Source organism: Mesorhizobium sp. B2-8-9, assembly GCF_006439475.1.
GTDB lineage: Bacteria > Pseudomonadota > Alphaproteobacteria > Rhizobiales > Rhizobiaceae > Mesorhizobium.
The window spans coordinates 75,413-89,098 of record NZ_VFTQ01000021.1 but is presented as its reverse complement, the minus strand read 5'-3'; the positions used below and the strand labels follow the sequence as shown (position 1 = coordinate 89,098).

The following is a 13,686-nucleotide window of genomic DNA, read 5'->3' as shown; positions in this document are numbered from 1 at the left end:
ACCGCACCGATGGATTTCGCGGCGACGCCTCGCGACCCACAGCTTCGCCCTTTGCGCTCCGGAATCCGCATGCCCGAACGGTCAGGCCGATTGCAACGCCCGTTCCTCGGCGAAGAATTTTTCCGTGGCATAGGCCTTGAGAAACACGTCGACGCCGGACGTCACGACGTGCTCGATCTCCGCCTGGCTCGGCGCTTTCGTGCGATAGGAAAAGATGCACTGGCGGAACAGGCCGGCGAGGCAAAGCTCGGTGAACTGGTAGGCGGCAAGGTCGACGTCGGCGATCTGAAGCAGGCCGCGTTCGACAGCTTCGTTGAGGAAGGCCATGACCTTGTCGTGGCCGCGCTTGGGGCCGCGTTCGTAGAAGCGCGCGCCAAGCTCCGGAATCCGATCGGCCGCGCCGACCACCGTGCGCTGGGCCTGGATGACCTTGGCCGAGGTGATCTTCAGCGAAAGCACGGTGCCGAACTTCACCAGCGTCTTGCGCAGGTCGTCGAAATGGTCGAGCACCTCATACATGTTCTTGAAGATGGTGCCGCGCTCTTCCTCGATGAGCGCCTCGAACAGCTCTTCCTTGTTTTGAAAATAGACGTAGATCGTGCCCTTGGAGACACCGGCCTCGCGGGTGATGTCGTTCATCGAGGCCGCTTCAAAGCCCTTGTCTATAAAGACGCGGCGGGCGCCCTCGATGATCTGGGCCCGTTTTACGGGATCCTGCCCGGCCGCCGGGCGGCCCTTGCGTAAGTCGAGCAGATCGCTATCGGCTGTCGTGTCGACCATGGAAGTCGTTCCTTGAAAATATTTCGAACCGCTCGGTTCGATTTCCTCTTGATATGGTCCTCTTTCCGCGCTATGTCAATCTCCAATTCGAACCGAACGGTTCAGTATGACTGATATTCCAGAGAGATCGCTATGTCCTCGAACGCGCCCGCCACCGCCGAAGTCCGCTCTTTTCCCAACGCCAAGGCCCAGCCTTCGACCGAAGCGCCGGAAGTTCCTGTCCAGCCCGCCGCTCCCGTTGCGACGCCGGCGGCTGAAGCACCCGCCAAGAAGCAGCGCTCTGTCCGCTCTTTCCTGTTACCGATCATCGGCCTTGCCCTGCTCGGCGCCGGCTCCTGGTATGGGTATAACTATTGGACCGACGGACGGTTCATGATCTCCACCGACGACGCCTATGTCCAGGCCGACATGTCGTTCGTCTCGCCGAAAATATCCGGTTATATCGACAAGGTGCTGGTGAGCGAGAATCAGCGGGTGAAGGCCGGCGATCCGCTGTTCGTCATCGACAATGGCGACTACAAGATCGCCGTGGCGCAGGCCGAGGCGCAGATCGCCACCTTGAGCAAGACGCTCGACCGCATCGACGCCCAGACCAAGGCCGCCCAGGCCTCGCTGTCGCAGGCCCAGGCGCAGAAGGTCGCGGACCAGGCCGCCGCCGACAATGCGGCGCGCGCCCAGGTGCGGGCGGCGCAACTCGTCAAGACCCATGTCGGCACGCAGGCCCAGCTCGACGACGCCCAGACCGCGCTCGACCAGGCCAAGGCGGCGCTTGTCGGCGCCGATGCGCAGATTGCGGCGGCGCAGGCCAATATCGGCGTGCTGGAAGCGCAGCGCGCCGAGTCGGCCTCGACGCTCGCCTCGCTGCAGCTCACCCGCGACAAGGCCCAGCGCGACCTGTCCTTCACCGTGCTGAAGGCTCCCTATGACGGCGTCGTCGGCAACCGCTCGGTCGAGCAGGGCGATCTCGTCAGCCCCGGCCAGAAGCTCGCCGTCGTCGTGCCGATGGACAAGCTCTACATCGTCGGCAACTTCAAGGAGACGCAGCTCGGCCGCATGGTGCCCGGCGAGAAGGTCCGCATCACCGTCGACGCTATCGACGGCCAGACCTTCGAAGGCACGGTTTCCTCGCTGGCGCCGGCTTCGGGCGCGGTGTTCTCGCTGCTGCCGCCGGAAAACGCCACCGGCAACTTCACCAAGGTGGTGCAGCGCGTGCCCGTGCGCATCGACGTGCCGGCCGACGTGCTGAAGACCGGCAAGCTGCGCGCCGGGCTGAGTGTCGTCGTCGCGGTCGACAGCCGCACCGCGCCGGCTTCGACGACCAACTGATTGGGGGGCGGCCCGGCGGCCGATTGAGCGCCGGGCCGTCCAGCCTGCTTTATCGTTTTCGACGCAATTCGGGACCGCCACGCGCTCGTCCCAGGAATTGCCCAGGGAGGCCATGACATGGCAACCGCAACCATCACCGCAGGATCAGCCCCCGGACGTCCGGTCGCTGCCGCGCCGGCCTTGCCGGCGGACCATATGCCCGTGCGCCGCGTCGTCGCCTTCCTGGCGATGGTGTTCGGCATGTTCATGGCGATCCTGGACATCCAGATCGTCTCGGCCTCGCTCTCGGAAATCCAGGCGGGCCTGAGCGCCAGCTCCGACGAGATCCCGTGGGTGCAGACCGCCTACCTGATCGCCGAGGTCGTGATGATCCCGCTGTCCGGCTTCCTCAGCCGCATGCTGTCGACGCGCGTGCTGTTCACCACCGCGGCGGCCGGCTTCACCGCGGCCAGCGCGCTTGCCGCGACCGCCACCAATATCGACCAGATGATCGTCTACCGCGCCATCCAGGGCTTTATCGGCGGCGGCATGATCCCCAGCGTCTTCGCAGCCGCCTTCACCATCTTCCCGCCTTCCAAGCGCGCCGTCGTGTCGCCGATGATCGGCCTGGTGGCGACGCTGGCGCCGACGATCGGCCCGACGGTGGGCGGCTATATCAGCCACGCCATGTCCTGGCACTGGCTGTTCCTGATCAACGTCGTGCCCGGCATTTTGGTGGCGACGGCGGCCTGGTCGCTGATCGATTTCGACAAGCCCAACCTGAAACTGTTCTCCAAGTTCGACTGGTGGGGTCTGGTCGGCATGGCCGCTTTCCTCGGCTGCATGGAATATGTGCTGGAGGAAGGCCCGAACCACGACTGGCTGCAGGAGCCGGCGGTGTTCACCTGCGCCATCATCATGACCATCGGCGGCGTCATCTTCTTCTGGCGCGTCTTCACCGCCGAGGAGCCGATTGTCGACCTGAGGGCCTTCAGCAACGTCAACTTCGCCTTCGGCTCGCTGTTCTCCTTCGTGGTCGGCATCGGCCTCTACGGGCTCACCTATCTCTATCCGGTGTTCCTGGGGCGTATCCGCGGCTACGATTCGATGATGATCGGCGAGGCGCTGTTCGTCAGCGGCCTGGCGATGTTCTTCACCGCGCCCGTTGCCGGCATCCTGTCGAACAAGATCGACCTCAGGCTGATGATGATGATCGGGTTCGTCGGCTTCGCCACCGGCACCTGGTGGATGACGCATCTCACGGCCGACTGGGATTTCTATGAGCTGTTGATTCCGCAGATCCTGCGCGGCTGTTCGATGATGCTGTGCATGGTGCCGATCAACAACATCGCGCTCGGCACGCTGCCGCCGGAACGCTTGAAGAATGCGTCGGGCCTGTTCAACCTGACCCGCAACCTCGGCGGCGCTGTCGGCCTCGCGGTGATCAACACGGTGCTGATCGACCGCAACGCCTTCCACTATGCGCGGCTCTCCGAGCATGTGCAGTGGGGCAGCGAGACCGCGCAGACCAAGCTGCAGAACATGACGCAGAATTTCGGGCAGACCGCCGGTCTCGACGCCACAAGCGCTGCGATCTCGAAACTGTCCGGCATGGTACACCAGCAGGCGGCGCTTTTGTCCTTCATGGACGTGTTCATGATGCTGACGGTGCTGTTCGCCTCGCTCGGATTTTTCGTGCTGTTCATCAACAAGCCGGCCCCGCAGGGCGGCGGTGGCGGCGGAGGCCATTGAGGAGCCGGAACCCCCGCCTGGCGTCCTCAACGCGTGACCCCGGAAATCGGTGACGATTTCCGGGGTCATTCTTTTCTGCAGGACTGGAATTGCTCAGGCTGAAGCCGGCTTGAAGCTTAGCGCCACGCCGTTGATGCAGTGGCGCAGGCCGGTGGGCGGCGGGCCGTCATCGAAGACATGGCCGAGATGACCGCCGCAGCGCCGGCAATGGACCTCGGTGCGGGTCATGCCGAGCGAGCGGTCCTCGGTCTTGCCAATGGCGTTGGGGATTTCCTGCCAGAAGCTCGGCCAGCCGGTGCCGGAATCGAATTTGGTCTCCGACGAATAGACCGGCAGGTCGCAGCCGGCACAGGCGAAGATGCCCTTGCGATGCTCGTTGAGCAGCGGGCTGGTGCCGGGATATTCGGTGCCTTGCTTACGCAGCACATCGAAGGCCTCGTCCGAAAGGATGGCGTGCCATTCGGCATCGGTCTTGGTGATTTCGAACGTCTCGGCGGCGAGAGCGGGCTTCGGTCCGCCGGCACGCAGCATCGCTGCGGATCCGACGATGAGAGCGGTGGCGGCGGCCCCGCTCCAGAGAAAATCGCGACGGTTCATGGCCGTTCCTCCTGACGCATTTTGCCAAGATAGAGCCCGGGCCGGAAATCAAAAGCCGGTGACGCCCCATCTCTTCGTTCGAGCAATTCCGGACAGAACCTTCCTGGAACGCTCCGGATGCTGCTCCGCGCCGCCCTTGCGGGACGGACGCGGAGCACACCCCTGCCGGCGGCGCGAATCTTGAATGATACGGCCAGCGCTCAGCCATGTCTTCGCCGGCCAGGCCCGCTTTGTTACATCTTCGGCAAGAGAACCTTGTCGATGACATGGATGACGCCGTTCGACTGGCGGACATCGGCGATGGTGACATGGGCGACATTGCCGTTCTCGTCGGTGACGGTGACCTTGCCCTTCTCCGCCTTCAGCGTCAGCTCGCAACCGCCGACCGTTTTGACCTGGTGGGCGCCGCCATCGGCCTTGGCCATCTCGGCGACATCGGCGGCCAGCGCCTTGGCGGCGACGACATGGCAGGTCAGCACCTTCGTCAGCTTGTCCTTGTTCTCGGGCTTGAGCAGCGTATCGACCGTGCCGGCGGGCAGCGCCGCGAAGGCCTCGTTGGTCGGCGCGAAGACGGTGAAGGGCCCGGCGCCCTGCAGCGTGTCGACCAGGCCGGCGGCCTTGACGGCGGCGACCAGCGTGGTGTGGTCCTTCGAATTGACGGCATTCTCGATGATGTTCTTCTTGGCATACATCGGCGCGCCGCCGACCATCGGATTGGCGGCGTAGGCAACGGCACCGAGCGCCGCAAGGGCAAGTGTAGAGGCAAGCAAAAGGGTGGCGAGTTTACGCATGGTGTCAGTCTCCTCGGGTTGTTTCTTCCCGTCCGTGGGAACGCGAGGAGATACGAGCCCGAAAAGCGTTAGTTTCACGAAGGGCGCGCGATTTTTATTCCGATGCTTTATTGCGTCCGTGTCACTGATGGCGACAGTGAAATTTTCCCGCCTAGAAAGGGCAGGATATAGACTGCAGTTAGTCTTCGAAAACCGGCTGACCAGGGTCAGATGCCCTTCAGGTCACCCGCGGCGACGACCGGCCCGGTCGGCTGGCCGGTCGGCGAACCGCCGGAGGGTTCGAGGCTGACGGCGAGCACGGCGCCTTGCGCCAGCTTCTGCTGGACGGCCGGCGTGACCGCCATGCGCGCGGTCGGGCCGGCGGGAATGACACCCATCGAGACCGGCGCGTTCTTGCCCTCGATCATCCAGAGCTCGAAATCCTTGCCGGCGCCGCGGTCGCCGGAGACCAGCGACAGGCCGATCTCATGGCGGGCGGCGTCATAGACCGCAAGATATTTGACGTTGCTGTTGTCGGCGGCCAGAGAGGCGACCAGCCTGGTCTCGGGCGGCTGGACCGGCGGCCTGACGTAAGGCAGGGCGACATAGACGGCCAAAGCGGCGATGGCCGCTGCGGCGAGGCCGCGCCAGAAGGCGAGGCTCGCCCACAGGCCGCCGCTGGGCGCCGTGGACGCGGACGAAGCGAACAGGCGGCGGTCGATTGCCACTTTCACGGAAGCCGGCGGCTCGACCGCGGCATAGGCGGCGGCCATGGGCGCGAAATGGGCTTCCCAGGCGTCGACCAGGCGGGCGAACGACGCCTCGGCATCGATGCGGCGGGAAGCGATCTGGCGCTCGTCGGCTGCCAGGACGCCGAGAACGTATTCGGCGGCGAGCAGATCGTCGCCTCCACGTTCCGGTCCGTTGTCCTCTGCCAGCGTCATCTTTCCAGGCATTCTCTCAGTTTCAGCAGGCTTCGCCGCAGCCAAGTCCGCATCGTGTTCAGCGGAACCTTGAAGCGCTCCGCCAACTCGGCATAGCTCTCGCCGCCCAGATAGGCGCCCCGGACGGCCGCCGCCCGGTCTTGCTCCAGTTCGTCGAGGCAATGGTAGATGCGTTCGGTCTCGCCGCCCGCCACAGCCATGGCCTCGGGTCCCGGCGCCGGATCGGCGACGTCGAGGGCCGTATCGATGTTGGCAGAAGGACTGCGCCGCGACCGGATGCGATCGATCGCATGATTGCGCGCAACGGCCACCAGCCAGGAAATCGGGCTCAAATCAGAAACCGCGAAACGATCCGCCTTCGTCCAGATTTTGACGAAGACCTCCTGCAGCGCTTCTTCCGCATCTCCCCTGTCCCGCAAGACACGAAGGCAGACGCCGAAAAGTTTCCCGCTGGTCTGCTTGTAGAGCAGATCGAACGCCGCCCGGTCCTTCATCGAAGTCCGAACGATCAGCTTGCTGATGTCCTGAGGCCCCATGGCGGCAAATTAGAAGATTGCGATTTAATTGCAACGGGCCGCCCAGTCTTACTGATGTGAGAAGAGGCTTTGTCCGCCGAAGATTGCCGTGCCGTTGGTTTTATCGAATCCCGATTCGATTTGCGATAGATTTTGGCTAACGAGGGGATGCGGATGTCGATCGAGCGGGTGCTTTGGGAACAGGATGCGACCGGCCTTGCCGAGCTCGTCCACAAAGGGGAAATTGCAACGCAGGAGCTGGTCGACGCGGCGACGAGGAAACGCTGTTGTCTTTCGCCGAGCAGATGGAGAAGCATTCGGGGTGGCTGGGACGGCGGGCCCGCTCAAGGTGCCGCAATAGGCCAGCGCCTTGAAAATTATCCGCGCCGCCCGATTTCTGCGCGGATGACCAATTTGCCAGACCAAATCAGAAGCGCGATCCTCGATTTGATCGGCCGGTGCCAGGAGCGCGGGTCGGTCACGCTGGACGAACTCAATCTCGTGCTTGCGCGTCATCATGACCTGGATTCGGACGACATCGACGGTGTCTTTGCGTTGATCGTCGACAGCGACTTGCGGATCGAAGAATAGGCCGATCGCATCGCACATAATGTTGCTTGCCGAACCATTTGCTCCGCGCGGCAATTCCCGCTAAGAGGCCGCCATTCACGCTAGCTGGGATCGATACCGATGACGGACATCGCCGCCAACGCCGAAATGCAGGCCGCGCTGCTCTCTCGCGCGCTGCCTTATATGCAGCGCTACGAGAACAAGACGGTGGTGGTGAAATATGGCGGGCATGCCATGGGCGATACGGAGCTCGGCAAGGCGTTCGCCCGCGACATCGCGCTGTTGAAACAATCCGGCGTCAATCCGATCGTCGTGCATGGCGGTGGGCCGCAGATCGGCGCGATGCTCACCAAGATGGGTATCGAATCCAAGTTCGAGGGCGGCCTGCGCGTCACCGACCAGAAGACTGTCGAGATCGTCGAGATGGTGCTGGCCGGCTCGATCAACAAGGAGATCGTGGCGCTGATCAACGCCGAGGGCGAATGGGCGATCGGGCTCTGCGGCAAGGACGGCAACATGGTGTTCGCCGAAAAGGCGCGCAAGACCATGGTCGATCCGGATTCCAACATCGAGCGGGTGCTCGATCTCGGCTTCGTCGGCGAGCCGGTCGAGGTCGACCGCACGCTGCTCGACCTTCTGGCGCGCTCGGAAATGATCCCGGTGCTGGCACCGGTGGCGCCCGGCCGCGACGGCCACACCTACAACATCAACGCCGACACCTTTGCCGGCGCCATCGCCGGCGCCTGCCGCGCCTCGCGCCTGCTCTTCCTCACTGACGTGCCGGGCGTCCTCGACAAGAACAAGAAGCTGATCGACGAGCTGACGGTCGCCGAGGCCAGGGCGCTGATCAAGGACGGCACGGTTTCGGGCGGCATGATCCCGAAGGTCGAGACCTGCATCGAGGCGATCGAGCGCGGCGTCGAAGGCGTCGTCATCCTCAACGGCAAGACGCCGCATTCGGTGCTGCTCGAGCTGTTCACCGAGCACGGCGCCGGCACGCTGATCGTCCCGTAAGAAAGGCAAGTTCACCATTTCCATGGAATGGTAAACCGCCATGTCAGCCGGCTAACTTTCTTGCCGCCGGCGCGCCTCGATCTTCAATGACCGGCGCGACGGACTTGCGTGGCTGGCGCCCGACGATCATCGATTCCTCCTCGGTGTCCTGCGGCGCGCCCCAGAATTCGGCTAATGTCGGCCCGTCCGTGACGCGGCCGTCGCGGACCAGAAACCCCCAGACCTCGCGGAACCAGACACGGCGCCCCATCCTGGTGTACCAGCGCATCGAATGCCGCTGCTCGGGATCGGGATGGAACAGGATGCGCGCCAGCGCCTTCGGCCGCGACTGCACCGCCACCTCGATCAGCTTGACGGCGAAGAACAGCATCCAGGGTTTCAGCCTGGTCATGCGCAGAACCTGGTGCTTGTAATCCCACAGGCGCACGTCCTTCTGAATCACCTTGCGGTCCTTGGCGATGCGGAAGAACGGCGTCCAGCGATGCGGCGTGACATAGAGCGCTTGGATCTGGTCGGGGTCATAGGCGATGAGCTGGCGGAAGCCGCGCCAGAGATCGCGCAAGGTCTCGTCCTCGAAGCCGGCGACCCAGGTCGCCATCGACAGGATGCCGTGCCGCCTGAGCAGCCGGATCGCCTCGCGGTCGGACTTCGTGCTGCCGCCCTTGCGGATCAGCGACAGCGTCTGCTCGTCGGTGTTCTCCATGCCGAGCAGCCAGCGGATGACGCCGGCCCTGCGATAAAGATGCAGGATATCGGCATCGCGCACGATATCGTCGGCGCGGGTCGAGCCGACGATCAGCACCGGCACGTTTTCGGCGATCATGGCGTCGAGAAAGGCGCGCCAGGCCTTTTTCGAGGAAGTCGGGTTCTCGTCGGCGAGATTGATCAGCTCGACGCCGTGCTCGCGATAGAGCCGGGCAATCTCCCTGGCGAATTTGACCGGGTCGCGGTGGCGCCAGCGGGTCCAGAAACCGCGCTGGCCGCAGTAGTTGCACAGATGCGGGCAGCCGCGCGAGAACTGCATGACCACGGCCCGCTTGCCGCCCCAATAGGAGTAGCGGCGGTGATCGATCAGCTCCCAGCCGACCCGCCAGGCATCGAGGTCGGCTATGGTCATCGCCGCCTGCGTCGCGACAGGACGGCCGAAATCGTCGCGATAGGCGATGCCGGCAACGCTCGCCACCGGCTGGCGCATCTCGATTGCCTCGACCAGCGCCGTCGCGGTCGCCTCGCCCTCGCCGCGCACGATGAAATCGAAGACGTTGGTCGCAGCGAGGATATCGCGCCAGTGATAGGTCGGGAAGACACCGCCATAGATGACAACGACGCCCGGCGCGCGGGCCTTGATCATTTCGGCGATCTTCAAGGCTGTCGGATGCGCCGAGGTCGAGCCGGAATGGCCGATCAGCACGAAATCCGGACCGCCGCGCAGCGCCTCGTCCACCACCGCCGCAAGTGGCATCGGACCGAACTCGGCGTCGACCAGGCATACCTGATGGCCGGAATCGATCAGCGGCCCGCCGATGGCCAAAAGACCGAGCGGCGGCAGGTGGTCGTCGGGCACACGGCTGCCGATGGCGGTGTGCGGCGGATTGATAAGCACGATGTTCAAGGCGGACCTCCATATTGGTCCGCTTGTGCTAATGACAGATGCCGAAGCCGCCTTGGCGCGGTTCAGCAGTTTCCACGCAGCTTTTCGCCAGATTTGACCGGATCAGCGCCGTAGATGGCTGAGCGGCACGTGGCCGGGTCCTTTGATGTTCTGCAGCACCAGTTGCGTATGGACGTCGCGCACGCCGGGCAGACGCATCAGCCGGTGCATGACGAAGGCGTTCAAATCGTCCACCGACGGCACCAAGACATGCAGCAGGAAATCGTAGTCGCCTGTCATCGTCCAGCAGGACGAGACCTCGTCCATGCGCTGCACGGCGGCGATAAAGCTTTCGGGCGAGCCGTCGCTGTGGCTGACCAGCCGCACCTGGATGAACACCTCGACGGTCAAGCCCACGGCGCGGCGGCTGAGCACGGCGGCAAAGCCCTTGATGATACCGGCTGCCTGCAGGGCCTCGAAGCGGCGCGCGCAAGGCGTGGTCGACAGGCCGATCTCTTGCGCCAGCTCCGAGACGGGCTTGCGGCCATCGCGCTGCAGGATGTCGAGCATCCTTATCTCGAAATCGTCAAATTGAGGCATTTTTTCTCAAGCTCGCGTTGAACTGAGCGTTTTTACCTCCAAAACAGCTAGCGTGCCATAAACAAAGCTGATTTGCCTCAGCGGTCGCTTCTAAACTCCCCTTCACGATCCGCCGATCACGATCTTGAGGAGGATATGATGACGATCAGCGTTGCCGATTATGCCGCCGAATGCGCGGCGCAGGGTCTGCGGGGCGACTATTCGGTCTGCCGCAGCGATTTCACCGTGGCGCAGGGCTACGGCTACTCCGCCGAGGAACAGGCGGTGTGGCGCACGCTCTGCGACCGCCAGACGAAGCTGACGCGGAAGCTCGCGCACCGCTCGTATCTCGACGGCGTCGCCGCGCTCGGCCTGCTCGACAGGATTCCGGATTTCGATGCCGTCAGCGAAAAGCTCGCCAGGCTGACGGGCTGGGAGATCGTTGCGGTGCCCGGCCTCATTCCGGCCGGCCCCTTCTTCGATCATCTCGCCAATCGGCGTTTCCCGGTGACCAATTGGCTGCGGACGAAGAAGGAGCTCGACTACATCGTCGAGCCGGACATGTTCCACGATTTCTTTGGCCATGTGCCGATCCTGACCCAGCCGGTGTTCGCCGATTTCATGCAGATGTATGGCCGGAAGGCGGAAGATCTGATTGCGCTCGGCGGCGACGAGATGATCACGAGGCTCTACTGGTACAGCGCCGAATACGGCCTCATCCAGGAAGCCGGCCAGCCGTTGAAAGCTTTCGGCGCCGGGCTGATGTCGTCCTTCACCGAGCTGCAATTCGCGGTCGAGAGCAAGGAAGCGCACCATGTGCCGTTCGACCTCGAGACGGTGATGCGCACCGGTTATGAGATCGACAAGTTCCAGCGCGCCTATTTCGTGCTGCCGTCCTTCGATGCGCTGCGCGATGCTTTCGCCCATGGCGACCTCGCCGGCATCGTGGCGCGGTTCAAGGGCCAGCCGGCGCTCGACCCGTCAACAATCTGAGGTCGGTTTTCGCCCAACCGACATTCAGCGCGGTTCAGCTGCCGACAGGCGGCTGGGCCGCTTTGTGCCTTTTTGCAATTAGTTCCCCAGCACAGGGATTTTGACCGGTTGGCTATGTTTGCGTTGGCAGATGCCATGCCTTGGCGGTAGCCGAAACGCCCACCCAGTCGTCATCCACGGGCGGAGCAAGGAGCGAAGCGACGCGCGCAGACCCGAGGATCCATTCCGTGTCGCATGAGCGCTGCCGCGGTGCAGAATTCTGCTCAGCTGCACTCTTTGATCAGAGCCACGGAATGTATTCCAGGGTCTCCGCGACGCCGCTTCGCGGCTGCTCCGCCCTGGAATGACGAGGTTGGAAGGCTTCCGCCAATCGCCAACGTCACCGAAAGAAACGGTGAAAATCGTGCCCGTCGATAAACGGCAATTTTTCAAATCCTGCGCTGATCCTCTGGCTATGCCTTGTCAGGCTCGGCCTTGATCCTGGCCAACTGCTCGCTCTGCAGGGCGTGTGCCGCATTGATGAATGCGCAGCACGGTCGAGATCAGACGGCGATCACCTTGCCCAGATGCTCGCCGAGGCGGCAGGCGAGCGCGGTGATGGTCGTCGTCGGATTGCACTGGCCCGACGTGCAGAACACCGACGAGCCGCCGACATAGAGATTGTCCATGCCGTGCACCTTGCAATTGGCGTCGACGACGCTCTTCAAGACGTCGGTGCCCATGCGGGTGCCACCCATATGGTGGTTGCCGGCCGTTTCCTCATTGGTCGGGTAATCGCCGCCATTGCCGATCCAGTCGTCGATGCGGACGCGGCCGAGATTCTTCTGCGCCATGGTCGTGCCGAAAAGCCTGAGGCCTTCGAGCAGCGTGCGGCGCTCGAGCGGCGATTTCTTCCAGTGCAATTCGATGCGCGGCACGCCGGCGTGGTCGACATCGGACTTCGACAGCGCGATCTGGTTGGAGGCAAGCGGCGCCTGTTCCCAGGCGACGTAAAGCTGGGCGGCGCAGTGCAGCCTCTGGTCCAGCTGGGAAGATATCCATTCCGCCATATTAGGCGCCGTGCAGGCGAGATCGGCGATCAATTTCTTGACATTGGGATAGGGGCTCTCGATCAGGCGGATACCGAAATTCATGATCTGCAGCCGCTCCATCGCGGCAAGCGTCGGCGAGAAGAAGGCTTCTTTCGAGGCGTCGACCTCGAACTCCGAGTAATTGGCGAGGATGGCATTGCCGCCCTGGAAGGTCGGATGCTCCATCCAGTAACGGCCGAGCGCCGCCGCGTTCGGCACCACGCCGCCATTCGAGCGCTCATTCGACCACAACAGCAGCCGCGAGTTCTCCAGCCCGCCGGTGCAGGTGACGAAATAGTCCGCCGCGAAGGTGCCGGCATCCTGGCCGTTCGACCAGAGCTTCGCGCCGGTGACGCGCTTGCCGTCGCCGGTGAGCTCGGTCGCGTAGGTATTGAGCACGACGGCGATGTTCCTGCTCCTGTCGAGCTCGTCGGCGAACTTCTCGCCGAAGCGAACCGCCGGGCTCTTGATCAATTGAACCCAGCGGATGTCGTCCGAAACCGGGACGTCGGGACGGAAATCGGGCAGCTCGAGGATATCGTGAACTTCGCCAAGATAGGGCTCGATGTCGGCGCGGCCGATCGGCCAGCCGGTGTCCGGCGCCCAGGCCTTGGGCTCGAAGTCCTGTTTGTCGAGCACGCGGCACCAGCCGGCCCAGTGATTGGACGAGCCGCCCATGAAGCGCAGCCTGGTGATGTCGAGGTCGAAATAGAAATCGCCAACCGTCTTGCCGCGGTAGAAATCCTGCGACTCATCGCTGAACTCGCGCGAACCCGCCTCCAGCACGACCACCGGGATGCCGGCTGCGCCGAGCTTCCTGGCGATCGTCATGCCGGCCGGGCCGGAGCCGAGAATGCAGGCTTTGGGTCTGAAGCCGGCCTGCTTGTAGGCCTCGTAGCTGTTGAAGATCATGTGAGGTCGCTTCGCCGCAGGATCCAGCCATTGATCTCGACGATCTCATCGGCATCGACCACGGGTTGCTGGCTGCGGAACAGCGACAGGGCAGGCAGCGCGATCAGCGCCTGCACGATCGCGCGGCGCGACATTTTTCTCATGAACCTGCTCATGACACGTCTCTCGACAGGGGCCTCGATCCACGCATGCCGTTCCTCAACGGCACATGTGCCGCCTGGGAGGCCAATTCCGTGCCAGACCCAGGTGAAAACGGCGTTACATCAGGAAGTTTAGCGCGGTTGAATATGAACA

The 13,686-nt window shown here is 63.5% G+C and carries 14 protein-coding genes; 5 read left to right on the top strand and 9 right to left on the bottom strand.

Translation table 11 applies throughout. The annotated features are described in order from the left end of the window. Positions 1–81: 81 nt before the first annotated feature. Positions 82–780, bottom strand: a complete 699-nt coding sequence (locus tag FJ423_RS22990; RefSeq protein ID WP_140845340.1) for a TetR/AcrR family transcriptional regulator — start codon at positions 778–780, stop codon at positions 82–84. Between the two features lie 132 nt (positions 781–912). On the opposite strand from FJ423_RS22990, the gene FJ423_RS22985 reads away from it, so the two are divergent. Together FJ423_RS22985 and FJ423_RS22980 are read left to right on the top strand one after the other, a co-directional pair. Then, on the top strand, positions 913–2,106 hold the full coding sequence (locus FJ423_RS22985; protein WP_140845339.1) for an HlyD family secretion protein: 1,194 nt from the start codon (positions 913–915) through the stop codon (positions 2,104–2,106). A 117-nt stretch (positions 2,107–2,223) separates the two neighbouring features. Further along, complete coding sequence (locus FJ423_RS22980; RefSeq protein ID WP_140845338.1) at positions 2,224–3,837, top strand: DHA2 family efflux MFS transporter permease subunit; 1,614 nt, start codon at positions 2,224–2,226, stop codon at positions 3,835–3,837. A gap of 93 nt (positions 3,838–3,930) precedes the next feature. Here the strand turns inward: FJ423_RS22980 and msrB are convergent, their stop codons facing one another. From msrB to FJ423_RS22960, 4 genes are all read right to left on the bottom strand, one after another. Next, a complete protein-coding gene (msrB, locus tag FJ423_RS22975) occupies positions 3,931–4,434 on the bottom strand; it encodes a peptide-methionine (R)-S-oxide reductase MsrB (RefSeq protein WP_140845337.1) in 504 nt (167 codons plus the stop codon). A gap of 233 nt (positions 4,435–4,667) precedes the next feature. Continuing rightward, the gene (locus FJ423_RS22970) at positions 4,668–5,225 is read right to left on the bottom strand and encodes a fasciclin domain-containing protein (RefSeq protein ID WP_140845336.1); all 558 of its coding nucleotides are present in this window, start codon (positions 5,223–5,225) and stop codon (positions 4,668–4,670) included. 206 nt (positions 5,226–5,431) lie between these two features. Then, the gene (locus FJ423_RS22965) at positions 5,432–6,148 is read right to left on the bottom strand and encodes an anti-sigma factor (protein WP_140845370.1); all 717 of its coding nucleotides are present in this window, start codon (positions 6,146–6,148) and stop codon (positions 5,432–5,434) included. Next, positions 6,145–6,684 carry a sigma-70 family RNA polymerase sigma factor gene (locus tag FJ423_RS22960; protein WP_140845335.1) on the bottom strand — a complete coding sequence of 180 codons (540 nt, stop codon included), beginning with the start codon at positions 6,682–6,684 and terminating at the stop codon, positions 6,145–6,147. Before FJ423_RS22960 ends, FJ423_RS22965 begins: the two co-directional genes overlap by 4 nt. A gap of 153 nt (positions 6,685–6,837) precedes the next feature. Here FJ423_RS22960 and FJ423_RS22955 point away from each other — a divergent pair, with 153 nt between their 5' ends. Next, positions 6,838–7,254, top strand: coding sequence for an RNA polymerase sigma factor region1.1 domain-containing protein (locus FJ423_RS22955; RefSeq protein ID WP_181174873.1), 417 nt, complete (start codon positions 6,838–6,840; stop codon positions 7,252–7,254). A gap of 99 nt (positions 7,255–7,353) precedes the next feature. Next, positions 7,354–8,247, top strand: a complete 894-nt coding sequence (gene argB, locus FJ423_RS22950) for an acetylglutamate kinase (RefSeq protein ID WP_140845333.1) — start codon at positions 7,354–7,356, stop codon at positions 8,245–8,247. Between the two features lie 43 nt (positions 8,248–8,290). Here the strand turns inward: argB and bchE are convergent, their stop codons facing one another. Together bchE and FJ423_RS22940 are read right to left on the bottom strand one after the other, a co-directional pair. Further along, positions 8,291–9,859 carry a magnesium-protoporphyrin IX monomethyl ester anaerobic oxidative cyclase gene (gene bchE, locus FJ423_RS22945; RefSeq protein WP_140845332.1) on the bottom strand — a complete coding sequence of 523 codons (1,569 nt, stop codon included), beginning with the start codon at positions 9,857–9,859 and terminating at the stop codon, positions 8,291–8,293. 102 nt (positions 9,860–9,961) lie between these two features. Continuing rightward, on the bottom strand, positions 9,962–10,438 hold the full coding sequence (locus tag FJ423_RS22940) for an Lrp/AsnC family transcriptional regulator (RefSeq protein WP_140845331.1): 477 nt from the start codon (positions 10,436–10,438) through the stop codon (positions 9,962–9,964). A gap of 135 nt (positions 10,439–10,573) precedes the next feature. On the opposite strand from FJ423_RS22940, the gene phhA reads away from it, so the two are divergent. Then, on the top strand, positions 10,574–11,410 hold the full coding sequence (gene phhA / locus FJ423_RS22935; protein WP_140845330.1) for a phenylalanine 4-monooxygenase: 837 nt from the start codon (positions 10,574–10,576) through the stop codon (positions 11,408–11,410). Between the two features lie 542 nt (positions 11,411–11,952). Here phhA and FJ423_RS22930 read toward each other — a convergent pair. After that, positions 11,953–13,392, bottom strand: coding sequence for a GMC family oxidoreductase (locus tag FJ423_RS22930; protein WP_140845329.1), 1,440 nt, complete (start codon positions 13,390–13,392; stop codon positions 11,953–11,955). Then, the gene (locus FJ423_RS33670) at positions 13,389–13,547 is read right to left on the bottom strand and encodes a hypothetical protein (RefSeq protein WP_176477158.1); all 159 of its coding nucleotides are present in this window, start codon (positions 13,545–13,547) and stop codon (positions 13,389–13,391) included. Before FJ423_RS33670 ends, FJ423_RS22930 begins: the two co-directional genes overlap by 4 nt. Positions 13,548–13,686: the final 139 nt, after the last annotated feature.